Here is a 16,698-nt window from a genome sequence, read left to right on the forward strand (position 1 = left end):
AACTTTAATAAATTTGACCGCACTTTATGAAAATACAATTAATTGCTGTTGGTACCAAAATGCCTGATTGGGTAAAAACAGGGTTTGAAGAATATCAGCGCCGCTTTCCGAAAGATATGCCATTAGAGTTAGTGGAAATTCCTGCCGGAAAACGCGGTAAAAATGCGGATATTAAACGCATTTTAGAGCAAGAAGGCAAAGCGATGCTAACAAGCTGTGGTAAAGGCAAGATTGTGACTTTAGATATTCCTGGTAAGCCTTGGACGACAGCGCAATTAGCACAGCAATTAGAAAGTTGGAAAAATGATGGGAGAGATGTGTGCCTCTTAATTGGTGGGCCTGAAGGCTTGTCACCAGAATGTAAAGCATTGGCAGAACAAAGCTGGTCATTGTCTCCTTTAACTTTGCCACATCCGCTGGTGCGTGTTGTTGTGGCGGAAAGTTTATATCGTGCTTGGTCGTTGACGACTAATCATCCCTATCATCGAGAATAAGAAATCAATTCTATGCGTCTTTTAAGCAAGCTTTTTGCCCCACCGAAGCATGAACCGATTCGCGATAATAAAGCGGAACGGAATCTGTTCGTACGTCGGGCGTTGGTTGCTTTTCTGGGGACTTTAGTACTCGCTGCGATTTTATTGGCTAATTTATATCATTTACAGGTTGTTGAGTTCGATAAATATCAAACGCGTTCCAACGGCAACCGTATTAAATTATTGCCAGTGCCGCCTACCCGAGGGTTAATCTACGATCGTAATGGCACCTTATTAGCGGAAAACCTCACTTTTTTTGGTTTGTATTTGGTGCCTGAAAAAGTCGAAGATTTAGACCGCACTTTTGATGAGCTAAGATATATCGTCGGCTTGACAGATGAAGATATTGAGCAATTCAAAAAAGAGCGTCGCCGTTCCACTCGCTACACCCCGATTTTGCTTAAACCGAATTTGAATGAAGAGCAAATCGCGCGTTTTTCTGTTAATCAATATGCCTATCCAAGTGCAGATGTTCGTCCTTATTTTAAACGCAATTATTTATATGGCGAGGCAATGACGCATATTTTAGGTTATGTATCTAAAATTAATGACAAAGATGAAGCCAGATTAAAAAAAGAAGAAAAATCAGCGAATTATGCAGGGACAACCGATATTGGTAAACTGGGCATTGAACGCTATTATGAAGATGAATTGCATGGTATTGCGGGCTATGAACAGGTAGAAATCAATAATCGAGGCAAGGTTATTCGCAAATTAAGCGAGCAAGAACCTATTGCTGGAAAGAGTATCCATCTCACCATTGATTTACCTCTACAACAATATATTACGGATTTATTGGGTAAGCAAAAAGGCTCCGTTGTGGTGCTAGACCCAAAAGATAGCAGTATTTTGGCGATGGTTTCCAGCCCAAGTTACGATAATAATTTATTTGTGGGTGGTATTTCAGGGGCGGATTATAAACGTTTATTACAAGATGAGGATCGTCCTTTATATAGTCGTGCAACCCAAGGGGCGTATCCTCCAGCTTCTACAGTAAAACCTTTTGTTGCAGTAGCTGCGTTAACAGAATCGGTTGTTACACCAAGTACCACGATTTCAGACCCGGGTTATTGGGTTTTGCCAAATACCACAAAGCGTTTCCGCGATTGGAAAAAATCAGGACATGGTAATACGGATTTACAGAAAGCAATCGTGGAATCTTCAGATACCTATTTTTATCAAGTGGCTTATAAGCTGGGCATTGATAAGCTTTCTCTTTGGATGAAAAAGTTTGGTTTTGGTTTGCCAACAGGCGTTGATATTAAAGAGGAAACCGCTGCGATTATGCCTGATCGAACTTGGAAGCAAAAACGTCATAAGAAACCATGGGTGATGGGAGATACGATTCCAGTGGGGATTGGGCAAGGTTATTGGACGGCGACGCCATTACAGTTAGCTAAAGCCACCGCAGTTTTAGTGAATAATGGACGCGTAAATACACCGCACTTAATGAAAGCATTACATGGTTCGGTTATTGAGCCTTATAAAGATCCATTGCTTTATGAAGATATTAAAGAACCAAATGAAGCCGCTTGGGCAGCAGCAAAAAGAGGTATGTTTGGTGTGGTGCATTCAGCTGCTGGTACGGGACGAAAAGCTTTTGCTGGCGCAGCTTATGATGCAGCAGGAAAATCTGGAACAGCGCAAGTTTTTAGCCTAAAAGAAGGGCAAAAATATGATGCGCGTAATTTAAAAAAATACTTACATGACCATGCTTGGTTTATGGGGTATGCACCGTATCAAGATCCAAAAGTGGTGGTGGCTGTTATTTTAGAAAATGCAGGTGGTGGTTCGAGTGCTGCGGCGCCGGTGGTGCGTAAAGTAATGGATTATTATTTGAATGTACGTTTGCCGAAAATGAAAAAGTCAGACAATGTTGATGAGAAAAGTGCGGTGGAAAAAACGATAGAATCTGAGGTGACAGAATGAAAGAAAAACGTCCTTTGATTTTTTCCTTATGGTCTAAACTGCACCTCGATTTATGGCTTTTTGTCGGCTTAGTGGTGATTTCAGGTTATGGCTTGTTGGTGTTATACAGTGCTTCTGGTGGTAGTGAAGTCATGTTTCGTAACCGTATCATTCAGGTGACATTAGGCTTTTTTGTCATGTTTGTGATGGCGCAGCTACCGCCACGTTTTTATCAACAAATTGCGCCTTTGCTTTATTTGGCAGGTTTAGTGATGTTGATTTTGGTAGATTTGATTGGTACCACAAGTAAAGGTGCGCAACGTTGGCTTGATTTAGGGGTTATTCGTTTTCAACCCTCAGAAATTGTGAAATTAGCTGTGCCTTTGATGGTAGCGGTATATTTAGGTAATAAGCAGCAACCGATTAATTGGAAGCAAACCTTTATCGCCCTTGCAATGATTTTAGTGCCAACATTATTAGTGGCAATTCAGCCTGATTTGGGAACATCCATATTGGTCAGTGCTTCCGGTATTTTTGTGGTTTTCCTTGCAGGAATGAGCTGGTGGATTATTTTAGCAGCAGTTGTTGGCCTTGCTGCATTTATTCCAATTATGTGGCTATATTTAATGCATGATTATCAACGCACTAGGGTGTTGACTTTACTTGATCCAGAAAAAGATCCCTTAGGTGCGGGTTACCATATTCTACAATCGAAAATTGCGATTGGCTCAGGTGGCATTACAGGTAAAGGTTGGATGGCGGGGACGCAATCTCAGTTAGAATTTGTACCAGAACCTCATACAGATTTTATTTTTGCCGTATTGAGTGAAGAGCATGGTATGATTGGTGTATTAATTTTATTAGCCATTTATTTCTTTATTATTATTCGTGGGTTGATGATTGGAGCGCAAGCAGAAAATGCCTTTGGGCGTATTTTAACTGGTGCGACTTTCCTTATTTTCTTTGTATATATTTTCGTGAATATTGGTATGGTAAGCGGTATTTTACCTGTGGTGGGCGTGCCACTTCCTCTTATTAGCTATGGCGGCACATCATTTGTCGCTTTAATGGCTGGATTCGGTTTGGTCATGTCAATTCATACGCATAAACGAACAGGTTTATATACGCAACGGAACTAATTTGAATTTGATTACTCTTATAAAAGGTAATCATAAAAACAGGATATAACATTATTTATGAAAATAGCAAAATACATATTCTTGATGATATTTGCTGTTGTACTTACGGCTTGTACTTCTCATGCAGAAGCCAAAAGAGCAACGAAAAATCCACAGATTGTCCAAAAGCAAGTGGATAAGCCAAATACTTATAAGGTGAACGGTCGTTCATATACGACGGAGCATAAAAATAAATCTTATCATTATGATAAACGCGGTGGTGCCAGTTACTATCATTCTAAATTTAATGGTCGTCGCACAGCGAGCGGTGAGCCTTATAGCGGCAAGAAATATACCGCAGCACATAGAAGTTTGCCATTAGGCACCCATGTATTAGTCACCAATTTACGCAATAATCGAAAAGTTGTGGTACGTATTAATGATCGTGGTCCTTTTGTTCGAGGCCGAATCATTGATCTTTCGCGCGCAGCAGCAGCGGATATTGGTATGATTTCTTCTGGAATTGCGAATGTAAGAGTTGAAAAATTACATCTTGCACAATAACTTAATTGCACATATTTAAGGATTTTTTATGTTGAATGTTTCTGTTAAAAAGCCCAAGCTTGCATTAATGGCAGGTTTGTTGTCATTTTCTTTATCAAGCTTTGCGGAAGACGTAAATTTTGGTATTTCGCCACCTCAAGTTAATGCCGCAACCTATGTTTTAATGGATTATCATTCAGGTGCAGTGTTGGCATCTTTCAATCCAGATCAGCGTCAATATCCAGCGTCGTTAACGAAAATGATGACAAGTTATGTGGTAGGTGATGCGATCAAACAGGGGAAAATCAATTTAACGGATACGGTGACTATTGGTGAAAGTGCTTGGGGTAAAAATTTCCCTGGTTCATCAAAAATGTTCTTAAATCTCAATCAACAGGTTTCAGTTGCCGATTTAAACCGAGGCATTATTGTCGTATCCGGGAATGATGCTTGCGTTGCGATGGCAGAACATGTGTCTGGCTCAACAGATAAATTTGTTGAATTGATGAATAAATATGTTGAACAATTTGGCTTAAAAAATACGCATTTTACGACACCGCATGGATTGGATGATCCTCAACAATATTCTTCAGCAAGAGATATGGCAATTATTGGTGCCCATATCATTCGTGATTTGCCAGAAAAATATAAAGTGTATGCAGAAAAAGAATTTACCTTCAATAAAATTAAACAACCTAACCGCAATGGTTTACTTTGGGATAAAACCCTTAATGTTGATGGGATGAAAACAGGTCATACTGATAATGCAGGCTATAACTTGGTGGCTTCAGCAACCAATGGCAACAATATGCGTTTAATTTCTGTGGTGATGGGCGTGCCAACTTATAAAGGTCGTGAAGTTGAGAGCAAAAAATTACTCCAATGGGGATTTAATAGCTTTGAGACTTTCAAAACCTTAGAAGCAGGCAAAGGAGTTGAAGAAAAATCAGTATATTATGGTGATGCCAATAAAGTCGTAATTGGTGTGCTACAAGATGGTTTTATTACTGTTTCCAAAGGTCGCCAGGCGGATTTAAAAGCACGAGTTGAATATGATAAAAAATATTTAGAAGCGCCATTAGCCAAGGGACAAAATGTGGGTAAAGTCGTTTATCAATTGGATGGAAAAGATATTGCGACGGTAAATCTCCAAGTTATGCAAGATGTGCAAGAAGCTGGCATTTTCGGGCGTGCTTGGGATTGGTTAGTGCTCACTATCAAAGGTTTATTCTAAGTTAGAAAACTCAATTTATTTTCACCGCACTTTTTATAAAGTGCGGTACTTTTTTAGCTTATTTTAGGAAAAGATTATGTCGGATAAAAAACAAGTTAATCTCGCAGAAGTACCACAAAAACAATTAAAAGATCTGTTGGAGTTTCCTTGCCCTTTTACATTCAAAGTGGTTGGGCAAAACAGAGAACATCTGGTTGATGATGTTGTAGTCGTGGTGCAAAAATATGCCAAGGGGGATTATAATCCTCGTGAAAATGTGAGTAGCAAAGGCACTTATAATTCTATCTCCATTGATATTGTTGCAGAAAATATTGAACAAGTAGAAACGCTTTATGCTGAATTAGCGAAAATTAATGGCGTGAGAATGGTGCTTTAATCAGGGCTGAATATGCACAATATTCCTTTAATTATTCGCCAATTGGGTATGCAAGATTACCAACAAATTTGGCAAAAAATGCAGGATTTTACTGATAATCGCAGTGAAAATACCGCTGATGAAATTTGGTTAGTGCAACATTATCCTGTATTTACGCAAGGTCAAGCAGGTAAAGCGGAACATTTATTACAACGTAGTGATATTCCTGTTGTGCAGTCCGATCGTGGTGGACAAATTACCTATCATGGACCTGGGCAGCAAGTGATGTATGTGTTGATTGATATTAAACGTCATAAAGCGGAAGGTAGAGATTTTAATGTACGACAATTAGTTACTGCATTGGAACAAACAGTTGTGTTGACGTTGGCTGATTATGGTATTCAATCCTATGCCAAGGCCGATGCACCAGGCGTATATATAAATTGTGATGGTATTGAGAAAAAGATTTGTTCTTTAGGATTACGCATTCGCAAAGGTTGTTCATTTCATGGTTTAGCTTTGAATATCAATATGGATCTCAGCCCTTTTCGCATGATCAATCCTTGTGGCTACATTGGATTAGAAATGTGCCAGTTAGCAGATTTTATCCCTGTACAAGAAGCGGAATGCGACAAGGTATCTCCTCAATTAGTTACACATTTCTGTCAACTTTTAGGCTATAATATCTAAAATTTTTTTAAAAATTGCACTTTTATTTGAGTGTAACAGTTAGTTTAGCAATGAATAAGGAATAAAATGGGTAAACCCTTCAAAATGGAACCCGGAGTAAAATATCGTGATGCTGCAAAAACATCCATTATTCCGGTAAAAAATATCAATCCAGATCAGGAATTATTAAAAAAACCAGAATGGATGAAAATCAAATTACCTGCAAATTCTGAGAAAATTAATAGTATTAAAAATGGTATGCGTCGCCATGGTCTACATTCGGTATGTGAAGAAGCCTCTTGCCCTAATTTGCATGAATGTTTTAATCATGGTACTGCTACATTTATGATTATGGGGGCAATTTGTACTCGCCGCTGTCCATTCTGTGATGTGGCACATGGTAAACCACTTGCTCTAGATCCTGATGAACCACGTAAAGTGGCGGAAACCGTACAGGATATGAAATTAAAATATGTGGTGATTACTTCGGTGGATCGTGATGATTTACCTGATCGTGGTGCCGCACATTTTGCAGCCACTGTACGTGAAATTCGCGCTTTAAATCCAAATACCAAAGTTGAAATTCTCGTTCCTGACTTTCGAGGCAGAATTGAGCAAGCCCTTGAAATTCTGAAAGAAAATCCACCAGATGTGTTTAATCATAATTTGGAAAATGTGCCTCGCCTATATCGTGAAATTCGTCCGGGTGCTGACTATCAATGGTCGTTAAAATTATTAAAAGACTTCAAAGCGATGTTCCCTAATATTCCAACAAAATCTGGATTAATGGTGGGATTAGGTGAAACAAATGAAGAAATTTTAGCGGTTATGCAAGATCTACGGGATCATGGTGTGACAATGTTGACATTAGGGCAATATTTACAACCAAGTCGTCACCATTTGCCTGTTGCGCGTTATGTTCCACCTGAGGAGTTTGATGAAATGCGTCAGAAAGCCGAAGAAATGGGATTTGAACATGCAGCTTGTGGTCCTTTTGTTCGTTCTTCTTATCATGCGGATTTACAAGCGAGCGGTGGACTTGTGAAGTAATTCCTTTCTAAAAGTGCGGTGGAAATTGTCGATGTTTTCACCGCACTTTGTTTATTCTTTTTCCGTTCTCAAAAAGAGGTATTTATACCCTCTACCCCTAAAGAAGTATTTTGCTTGATCAAACGCAAGAAAAAGTGTGAAAGCTCAGCAAAGGTTTTTTCAATTTGTTAATTTACCATTGATTTTTTAGCTTTTTATTAATTATCTTGTTGTTATTAATGATAAAAATTCTCATTTGTAATGACTAGATTAATAAAGCAAATTCAAACTTGTATATACAATTTTAACCTTGGTTAATTAATTTTTAATGGAGTGATTATCGTGAACATCCTCAAAAAAACATTATCTTCTCTAGCGATTGCTGGAATGAGCTTGGTTATGTTGCAAACGGCTTCGGCGAGTGAGCAACCTTCTGCTGAAGCTAAAGTAGAGAAAATGCAATACGCACCTAAAAAAGGTGAGTTAGCACCAGCAAATCCTAATTTAAAAATTGAGTCTGTGAATGAAAGTTTTGCGGAAAAATATCCAAGCCAATATAAAAGCTGGAAAGCAACCTCAAATTCAACAGAAATTTCCCCTGCAATTGAATTAGATCCAAGAATGATTGTTATGTGGGCGGGTTATGCATTCTCAAAAGAGTATAACAAACCACGTGGCCACTTCTATTCTGTTACTGATGTGCGCAATATTTTACGTACAGGCGCACCAAAAGACCTTAACAGCGGTATGCCAATGGCTTGTTGGACTTGTAAAGGTCCAGATGTGGCACGCTTAATGGCTGAATGGGGCGAAGAAGGTTACTTCAACGGCAAATGGGTGAAAGCAGGGGCAGAAATTGTCAATGCGATTGGTTGTGCTGACTGTCACGATACTACTTCAAAAGATTTTGAAGAAGGTAAACCAGCATTACGCATCGCACGTCCAAATGCATTACGTGCATTAGAAGCGATTGACAAAAAATTTGCCGATTTAGATCGTACTGATAAGCGTGCAGCAATCTGTGCGAACTGCCATGTAGAATATTATTTTGATAAAGATAATGTGAATAACGTGGTGTTCCCATGGTTCAAAGGTGTTGATGTAGATAGTATCGAAAAATACTATGATGAGATCGACTTCGTTGACTGGCAACACGCCATTTCTAAAGCACCAATGTTGAAAACACAGCATCCTGATTATGAAATTTGGATGCAAGGTACCCATGGTAAAAATGGCGTAACCTGTATTGACTGTCACATGCCTAAAGTTCAAGGTGCGGATGGCAAAGTCTATACCGACCACAAAATTGGCAACCCATTTGATCAATTTGAACATACTTGTGCGAAATGTCATGACCAAAGCAAAGAAACCTTACAAAAAATCGTTGCTGGTCATAAACATGACGTGAAAGAAGTGATGCTTAAATTAGAAGATCAAATCGTGAAAGCACACTTTGAAGCGAAAGCTGCTTGGGATGCAGGTGCAACGAAAGAAGAAATGGCTGATGCATTAAAAGGTATTCGTCACGCACAATGGCGTTGGGATTACTCAGCAGCAGGTCATGGTAACCACATGCACGCACCTGATATCACCTTAAAAGTGATTGCATCTGGTTTAGATCGTATTGCAGATGCTCGTGCAAAATTAGCAGTTGTGTTAGCTAAACATGATGTTAAACAACCAATTAACTATCCAGATACTTCAACAGCAGAAAAAGCATGGAAAGTCATTGGTGTTGATATCGAAAAAGAACGTAGAGAAAAAGCAGAGTTCTTGAATAAAGTGGTTCCTGAGTGGAATAAAGAAGCGAAAGCGAAAGGTCTACTCATCAACGACGTACCACCTGCAAAATAATGAAAAAAGCAACCGCACTTTTGTGAAACTTGCTTAAGTGCGGTCACTTTAAATCAAGAATTGAGGTAACAAAAATGAACTCTGTATTAAAAACACTTGCAAAATTGACCGCACTTTGTGGTGTGATGTTAGTTGCAGTGCCAATGACAGCGTCAGCAAATGAAAGTAAATTGACGTATGAACCAACCATTGAAAACGTGCGAGATCCAAATCAGTATTGTGCGAAGTGTCATAATTTGGATACCAATGCGGATCAAGCAAAAGGCGAATTTCATACTGGTAAGTTCCATGGTACGCACTTAACGAAAACAAATCCAACAACAGGCAAGCCAATTAACTGTGTAACTTGTCATGGCAATATTAGTGAAGAGCATCGTCGTGGCGTGAAAGATGTGATGCGTTTCCATGGATTATGGGATAAAGAGCAGACCATTAAATTTACGCCAGCAGAACAAAACCAGGTTTGTTTTTCATGTCACCAACCTGAGAAATTAAAAGAAAAATTCTGGGCACATGATGTTCACTCTATCAAATTACCTTGTGCTGATTGCCATACCTTGCACCCAGCAAAAGATAAAATGAAAGAAATTAAGCCAAAAGAGCGTGTGAAACTTTGTGTTGATTGCCATAGCGAACAACAAAAACAGAAAGAAGCACGTGAAAAACAACTTTCTACTGAACAAAAGGATAAAAAATGACCGCTTGCTCACGCCGAAACTTTGTTTCTGGTATGGGAGCGTTAATCCTAACGACCGGAACAACAGTTAGTTTAACGGCACAAGGTGAATCCGATAAGCAAGAAAAAACCATTCGCTATGCAATGGTGCATGATGAAACCTCTTGTATCGGTTGTACCGCTTGTATGGATGCTTGTCGTGAAGTAAACCAAGTGCCAGAAGGTGTTTCTCGTTTGGAAATTATTCGTAGTAAACCTATTGGCGAATTTCCTGACGTGGAATATGAATTTTTCCGCCAATCTTGTCAACATTGTAGCAACGCCCCTTGTGTTTCGGTTTGTCCTACGGGCGCTTCTTTCATTGATCCGAAAACAGGTATTGTGGATGTTGAAAAAGATTTATGTGTTGGCTGTCAATATTGTGTGGCAGTTTGTCCGTATCGTGTCCGTTTTATTCATCCAATTCATAAAACAGCGGATAAATGTAATTTCTGTCGTGATACGAACTTAGCAAATGGTAAACAACCTGCTTGTGTTGAGGCTTGCCCAACCAAATCATTAACCTTTGGTGATATGAATGACCCAAGCAGTGCTGTCGCTCGTAAAGTACGTGAGAATCCAGTTTATCGTACAAAAGTTCAATTAGGTACAGAACCGAATTTATATCACGTTCCATTCGGTAAAGGGGAGCACAGATCATGAATGAAGTCGCATTTCAAACCCCAAATCTTGTATGGGATGGCACCATTGCGATTTACTTATTTCTCTTAGGTATTTCCTCTGGTGCAGTACAATTAGGTATTGCTTACCGCAATCATGTGAAATTCGAAAAACCAAGTGCAAACTGGGTTATTCGAAGTGCGGTGATTTTAGGGATAGTTCCAACTTTAATTGGTTTAACGTTGCTGATTTTCCATTTAGCTCGTCCTTGGACATTCTGGAAATTGATGTTTAATTATCAATTCAATTCTGTGATGTCGATGGGGGTAATGTTATTCCAAGTATATATGGCAGTGCTTGTGGTATGGGCCGCTGTTATGTTTAAAGACTGGATAGCAAACTCGCCATTGAAGTTTGCGGTGAAATGGATTGAATTTGTTGAGCGTTTCTTAAAACCATTAGAGTTCGTATTATTCGTTCTTGCAGCAGTATTAGGGGCTTATACTGGTTTCTTACTCTCGGCATTAATCAGTTATCCAATGTTGAATAACCCTGTATTACCAGCTTTATTCTTGGCTTCTGGTACATCATCAGGTATCGCAGCTACCTTCCTAATCATCCTGATTGCAGGTAAATTAGCTGGCGATAGTGAAGAAGTTCATTTTATCCATAAATTTGAAGTACCTATTATGATCACTGAATTAGGTCTATTAGTTTGCTTCTTTGTGGGACTATACTTTGGTGGTGGTCAAAAATTACTGGCGCTACAAAATGCATTAAGTGGTTTCTGGGGAGCGATTTTCTGGATAGGCGTATTCTTAATTGGTATTTTAATTCCGTTGGCAGCAAATATGTTTGCTTCTGATAGATTTAAATATAACCGCGGTTTTATTATCTGGGTTTCTATTTTTGACTTAATTGGTGTACTTTGCTTGCGTTACTTTATTTTGTACGCAGGTCAATTAACAGTCGCATAATTTAGTTAAGATATTGTAAAATGAGGGCGTTTTATAACGCCCTTTTTATTGTATTATTTGTTAAATTTAAAAGCACTTTATGATTCCTGAACTTGGCTTTATTGCGTTACTCTTTGCGTTTTTTAGTTCCTTATTATTGGCAATTTTGCCACAGATCGGCATTGCGAAAAACAATGTTAATTTGATCCGCACTTCATGGCAGTTGAGCTATGCGTTGGGAATATTTAGCATTATATCAATCAGCTTATTAGCTTATTCTTTTGCAGTTGATGACTTTTCTGTTGATTATGTCGCCGCACATTCTAATTCGCAATTACCGCTTTTCTTTAAGTTAGCTGCCACTTGGGGCGGGCATGAAGGTTCCATGCTATTTTGGCTGTTTTCAATCAGCATTTGGGTAATGTTATTTGCCTTTTTCAGTCGAAAAATCGATCCTATTATTGCCAGCAGAACGCTATCTGTTTTAGGTTTAATTTGTGTTGGTCTTGCCATTTTTATCATTTATTTTTCAAATCCGTTTATCCGTCAATTTCCCATTCCACCAGAAGGGCGAGATTTAAACCCAATGTTGCAAGATGTTGGACTCATTTTTCATCCGCCTTTGTTATATCTTGGTTATGTGGGTTTCGCGGTTAATTTTGCTTTAACTATTGCAGCCTTATTAAGCGGGCATTTAGATGCAGCTATGGCACGTTGGATGCGACCTTGGATTCTCACGTCTTGGTTATTTTTAACCCTTGGTATTATGCTGGGCTCTTGGTGGGCATATTATGAATTAGGCTGGGGCGGTTGGTGGTTCTGGGATCCTGTTGAAAATGCATCTTTAATGCCTTGGTTGTTAAGTCTTGCTTTATTACATAGTTTATCTGTTACAGAACAACGCGGGATTTTCAGCTATTGGACCATTCTATTTTCACTGTTCGCTTTTGCATTTAGTGTGCTAGGTACTTTCATTGTCCGATCTGGCGTACTGACTTCTGTGCATGCGTTTGCTGTTGATGGCGAACGTGGAACCGTACTATTAGTGCTTTTCTTTTTGCTTACTGTTAGCTCACTAAGTCTGTTCGCTTTTAAGACTAATTTACAACAAAGTGCGGTGCGTTTTGCCATCGTTTCTAAAGAAAGTGCTATGTTACTTGTTAATGTGCTATTAACCATTGCAACGGTCAGTGTGTTCATTGGTACATTCTATCCAATGTTATTTACCAGTTTAGGATGGGGTTCGATTTCTGTTGGTGCGCCTTATTTTAATAGCATTTTCCTGCCGTTAATTATTGTGTTATTAATTGCCATGGTGGTGGTTTTAGCGACAAGATGGCAACGTTTCCATTTTGCACAATTTATTAAACGCGTAATCATGCTATTGCCCGCTGCTGCCATTGCTTATGGATTAATTGCATATACGGTCGCACAAGAAGAAAGCTTAGGCTTCCATTTTACTGCTTATCTTTTGCTGACTTTAGCGATTTGGTTGTTGTTAGCAACAATTTACACCAACTGGTTAAAACTCAATTTAAAGCAATTCGGTATGATATTGGCGCATTGTGGTGTGGCGGTGACGGTTATTGGCGCAGTGATGTCGAGCTATTTTGGCTCTGAAATTGGTGTGCGATTAGCACCACAACAAAGCCAGCATTTAAGTGGATATGAATTCCGCTACCTTGGCTTTAGCAATGAAATTGGACCAAACTACACCAGTGAAAAAGCGCATTTTGATGTACTAAAAAATGGCAAAAAAGTGACCGCACTTTTCCCTGAACGCCGCTATTACGACGTGAGAACAATGAATATGTCCGAAGTCGGTATTGAATGGGGATGGTTCGGCGATATTTATATTGTGATGGGCGATAAACTCACACATAACAGCGGAATTAATGGCGAATTCACCTTCCGTTTACATTATAAACCTTTCGTACGTTGGTTATGGATTGGTGGTGTTCTTATGGCATTAGGGGCGCTATTGGCTTGTTTAGGATTAAGGAAGAAATATGAATAAAAAGATTTTCTTTTTCATTCCATTGGTGTTGATTTTGGGCATTTGTGCCTTGTTGTTAGTGGGATTACAGCAAGATCCCAAAAAAATTGCGTCTGCATTAATTGACAAACCCGTACCCGAATTTTTCCAAGCAGATTTGCAAGATAATAATATTATTCGTAATAACAAACAGTTACCAAAAGAACCGCACTTGATCAATGTATGGGGAAGTTGGTGTTATTATTGCAAACAGGAACATCCTTTGTTACTTGAACTTGCTCAACAAGGTGTAAAAATTGTTGGTTTAAATTATCGCGATAAAAAACAAAATGCGTTGGAATACTTACAACATTCAGGAAATCCTTTTGTGTTTAGTATCGATGATAGCCAAGGCAAGCTAGCCATGCAATTAGGCGTTGATGGTGCACCAGAAACCTATATTGTTGATAAATATGGCGTTATTCGTTACCGCTATTCTGGCGCATTTGATCGTGAAACCGTACAAAAGATCATTTTGCCTGAGTTAGAAAAATGGAGATAACAAGAAAATGAAAAAAGTCATCTTGTTATTTTTACTTCTTTTTTCCACTTCTTCTTTTGCGGAAATGGTCGATACTTTCGCATTTAAGAATGTTCAAGATCGCACTCGAGCGGTTGAATTGGCGAAGTCTTTGCGTTGTCCTCAATGCCAAAACCAAAACCTTGTGGAATCGAATTCGCCGATTGCCTATGATTTGCGTATTGAAGTTTACAATATGGTGAATGAAGGCAAAACTAATGAGCAAATTGTAGAAGTGATGACCTCTCGTTTTGGACATTTCGTGTTGTATAAGCCGCCATTTCAATGGACCACCGCATTATTATGGGGATTGCCCGTTTTATTATTCCTGTTGGCATTTATGTTAATGATTAATTATGTGCGCCAACGTGCAAAAACTGAAAAAAAACAGACCGCACTTTCAACTGAACAGAAGCAGGCATTAGCAGAACTATTAGAGAAAAAACAATGAGTTTTAATCAAGATATTTTATATTGGGGCATTGCTCTTTTTGCGCTAATTAGCTTGATTGTTTTTATACCTTTTGGGCGTAAAATCAATTGGCAGAAAAATTATCGTCAAAATAAAAATATTGAATTGTATCAACAACAAATGGCATCTCAGCCTTCTGCCGATTTAGCTGATGAATTAAGCCAACGCTTGCTGGATGATGAACAGTGCTTACAATCCAACCAAAAACAGATAAAAAGTGCGGTGTCTTTTTCACCTTTTTTATCTTTGGCGCTATGGGGCAGTTTAATTATTGTGCCTCTTGTTTATTATTTTTCCTTAAACCGTTTGGATTACATTCAACAAGGCGAGCAAGCATTCAAACAAAAGCAACATCAATTGCGCACCGCTTCCTCAAGCGAAAAAAATGATGATTATATTTTGTCCATTCAAAACAAATTAAAGGCAGACCCAAACGATAGCAATCTTTGGCTTGAATTAGGGCAGGCTTATGCGTTGAATAGTGAATTTGATCATGCCCTCATTGCTTATGGTAATGCGGAACAATTGTCGGGCAGCAAACCTGCTATTTTAGGTTTAGCGGCGACTGCGTTGTATTATCAGGCAGGACAAAAAATCACACCAAAAGCGCAGACGTTAATTGATACGGCGTTACAACAAGATGGCTATGAAATTGCTAGTTTGTCTTTGCTCGCTTCAGATGCATTTTTACGTAATGATTATGCTAATGCATTGATGTTATGGCAAAAAATATTAGATAGTGAGCGTTCCGAAGTAGATCGTCGCAAAACTATTGAAAGTATGCAATTGGCAGAGCGTTTATTGAATGCGAAAGGTAATCCATAATGCGATACAGTGAAGTCATTATTATTGGTGCCGGTGCTGCGGGGTTATTCTGCGCAAGCCAAACAGCAAAACAAGGCAAACAAGTTACGGTCTTTGACAATGGGAAAAAGATTGGGCGTAAGATTTTAATGTCGGGTGGTGGATTTTGTAATTTCACTAATTTGGAGGTGACTGCTCAACATTATCTGTCGCAAAATCCGCATTTCGTTAAATCCGCATTAGCACAATTTAATCAATGGGATTTTATCGCCATGGTGGCGCAATATGGTATTGCTTATCATGAAAAAGAGTTAGGGCAGCTTTTTTGTGATGAAGGCGCGGAACAAATCGTTGCTATGCTCGAAAGCGAATGTGATAAATATGCAGTGAATATCCACTTACGTCAGCAAGTTAGCCAAATTGAAGCGGTGGAAAATGATGATAATGTTCGATTTACATTATTTGCCAATGGCGAACGTTGGAGCTGTCATTCCCTTGTGATTGCAACGGGCGGGCTTTCTATGCCGGGCTTGGGAGCAACGCCATTTGGTTACCAAGTCGCTGAACAATTTGATTTAAATGTGATTGCACCACGTGCAAGCCTGGTCCCTTTTACTTGGCGAGAAACAGATAAATTTTACACCGCACTTTCGGGCGTAGCGCTGCCCGTTTCAGTTAAAGCAAAGTGCGGTCAAATTTTTACGAATTCTATGCTGTTTACTCATAGAGGGCTGTCAGGCCCCGCTATGTTGCAAATATCGAACTATTGGCAGCCTAATGAAGGTTTAGAAATTGATTTATTGCCAACAGATTCAATTAGCGAGGTGCTACAACAGCTCCGAATGGAATCGCCAAAATTGCAACTTAAAACTGCCTTGGCGAGATTTCTTCCTAAAAAACTGATTGAATTATGGCTAGAACAAGGATTGTTACAAGATGAAATACTGGCGAATCTGAGCAAAGCGCGGTTAGAAAAATTAACTTTTTTGATTCATCATTGGCAATTCCAACCTAATGGTACTGAGGGTTATCGTACTGCTGAAGTCACCATGGGCGGAGTGGATACCAGACAAATTTCATCGAAAACTATGGAAGCAAATCAGAACAAAGGGCTTTATTTTATTGGTGAAGTACTGGATGTGACAGGTTGGCTTGGTGGTTATAATTTCCAATGGGCGTGGAGTTCAGCTTTTGCTTGTGCTAAAGCGATTACAAAACATTAAATCTAATTTAATCTATTAAATTTAATGTTTCGATAGTTAATTTCTATTAAATTAATCAATTGCTATTTGGTTGCAATTTTATATAATTTCCTCCAACTCAAAGAAATATT

The 16,698-nt window shown here is 38.9% G+C and carries 16 protein-coding genes and 1 pseudogene; all 17 read left to right on the top strand.

Features of this window, described 5'->3' with window-relative positions; genetic code table 11:
* The first annotated feature begins 26 nt into the window (after positions 1-26).
* Complete coding sequence (rlmH, locus tag ACT2CV_RS04615) at positions 27-494, top strand: 23S rRNA (pseudouridine(1915)-N(3))-methyltransferase RlmH (RefSeq protein WP_464973622.1); 468 nt, start codon at positions 27-29, stop codon at positions 492-494.
* A 12-nt stretch (positions 495-506) separates the two neighbouring features.
* Entirely contained in the window at positions 507-2,462 is a 1,956-nt protein-coding gene (gene mrdA, locus ACT2CV_RS04620; protein WP_464973623.1) for a penicillin-binding protein 2, read from the top strand.
* Positions 2,459-3,580 carry a rod shape-determining protein RodA gene (gene rodA, locus ACT2CV_RS04625; protein WP_464973624.1) on the top strand — a complete coding sequence of 374 codons (1,122 nt, stop codon included), beginning with the start codon at positions 2,459-2,461 and terminating at the stop codon, positions 3,578-3,580. Before mrdA ends, rodA begins: the two co-directional genes overlap by 4 nt.
* 57 nt (positions 3,581-3,637) lie before the next feature.
* Positions 3,638-4,123, top strand: a complete 486-nt coding sequence (locus tag ACT2CV_RS04630) for a septal ring lytic transglycosylase RlpA family protein (RefSeq protein ID WP_464973625.1) — start codon at positions 3,638-3,640, stop codon at positions 4,121-4,123.
* Positions 4,124-4,151: 28 nt separating this feature from the next.
* Positions 4,152-5,336 (top strand): serine hydrolase, encoded by a 1,185-nt coding sequence (locus ACT2CV_RS04635; RefSeq protein ID WP_464973626.1) that lies wholly within the window; start codon positions 4,152-4,154, stop codon positions 5,334-5,336.
* A 76-nt stretch (positions 5,337-5,412) separates the two neighbouring features.
* On the top strand, positions 5,413-5,712 hold the full coding sequence (ybeD, locus tag ACT2CV_RS04640) for a DUF493 family protein YbeD (protein ID WP_464973627.1): 300 nt from the start codon (positions 5,413-5,415) through the stop codon (positions 5,710-5,712).
* 12 nt (positions 5,713-5,724) lie between these two features.
* On the top strand, positions 5,725-6,381 hold the full coding sequence (lipB, locus tag ACT2CV_RS04645) for a lipoyl(octanoyl) transferase LipB (protein WP_464973628.1): 657 nt from the start codon (positions 5,725-5,727) through the stop codon (positions 6,379-6,381).
* A 66-nt stretch (positions 6,382-6,447) separates the two neighbouring features.
* A complete protein-coding gene (lipA, locus tag ACT2CV_RS04650; RefSeq protein WP_464973629.1) occupies positions 6,448-7,410 on the top strand; it encodes a lipoyl synthase in 963 nt (320 codons plus the stop codon).
* 366 nt (positions 7,411-7,776) lie between these two features.
* Entirely contained in the window at positions 7,777-9,243 is a 1,467-nt protein-coding gene (gene nrfA, locus ACT2CV_RS04655; RefSeq protein WP_464973983.1) for an ammonia-forming nitrite reductase cytochrome c552 subunit, read from the top strand.
* A 74-nt stretch (positions 9,244-9,317) separates the two neighbouring features.
* Positions 9,318-9,941, top strand: a complete 624-nt coding sequence (gene nrfB, locus ACT2CV_RS04660) for a cytochrome c nitrite reductase pentaheme subunit (protein ID WP_464973630.1) — start codon at positions 9,318-9,320, stop codon at positions 9,939-9,941.
* Complete coding sequence (nrfC, locus tag ACT2CV_RS04665) at positions 9,938-10,621, top strand: cytochrome c nitrite reductase Fe-S protein (RefSeq protein WP_464973631.1); 684 nt, start codon at positions 9,938-9,940, stop codon at positions 10,619-10,621. The genes nrfB and nrfC overlap by 4 nt, the downstream gene beginning before the upstream one ends.
* Positions 10,618-11,556 carry a cytochrome c nitrite reductase subunit NrfD gene (nrfD, locus tag ACT2CV_RS04670; RefSeq protein ID WP_464973632.1) on the top strand — a complete coding sequence of 313 codons (939 nt, stop codon included), beginning with the start codon at positions 10,618-10,620 and terminating at the stop codon, positions 11,554-11,556. The genes nrfC and nrfD overlap by 4 nt, the downstream gene beginning before the upstream one ends.
* Positions 11,557-11,635: 79 nt before the next feature.
* Complete coding sequence (nrfE, locus tag ACT2CV_RS04675; RefSeq protein ID WP_464973633.1) at positions 11,636-13,552, top strand: heme lyase NrfEFG subunit NrfE; 1,917 nt, start codon at positions 11,636-11,638, stop codon at positions 13,550-13,552.
* Positions 13,545-14,072, top strand: a complete 528-nt coding sequence (locus tag ACT2CV_RS04680) for a DsbE family thiol:disulfide interchange protein (protein ID WP_464973634.1) — start codon at positions 13,545-13,547, stop codon at positions 14,070-14,072. The genes nrfE and ACT2CV_RS04680 overlap by 8 nt, the downstream gene beginning before the upstream one ends.
* A 7-nt stretch (positions 14,073-14,079) precedes the next feature.
* Positions 14,080-14,475, top strand: a pseudogene (gene nrfF, locus ACT2CV_RS04685) (heme lyase NrfEFG subunit NrfF); the annotation flags it as partial.
* A gap of 62 nt (positions 14,476-14,537) precedes the next feature.
* Positions 14,538-15,386 (top strand): TPR domain-containing protein, encoded by an 849-nt coding sequence (locus ACT2CV_RS04690; protein ID WP_464973635.1) that lies wholly within the window; start codon positions 14,538-14,540, stop codon positions 15,384-15,386.
* Positions 15,383-16,588: a BaiN/RdsA family NAD(P)/FAD-dependent oxidoreductase gene (locus ACT2CV_RS04695; RefSeq protein WP_464973984.1), complete on the top strand. Its 1,206-nt coding sequence runs from the start codon at positions 15,383-15,385 to the stop codon at positions 16,586-16,588. Before ACT2CV_RS04690 ends, ACT2CV_RS04695 begins: the two co-directional genes overlap by 4 nt.
* The last annotated feature ends 110 nt before the right edge of the window (positions 16,589-16,698 follow it).

It is taken from the genome of Reella acinonychis (genome assembly GCF_052384575.1).
Lineage (GTDB): Bacteria > Pseudomonadota > Gammaproteobacteria > Enterobacterales > Pasteurellaceae > JBQSUQ01.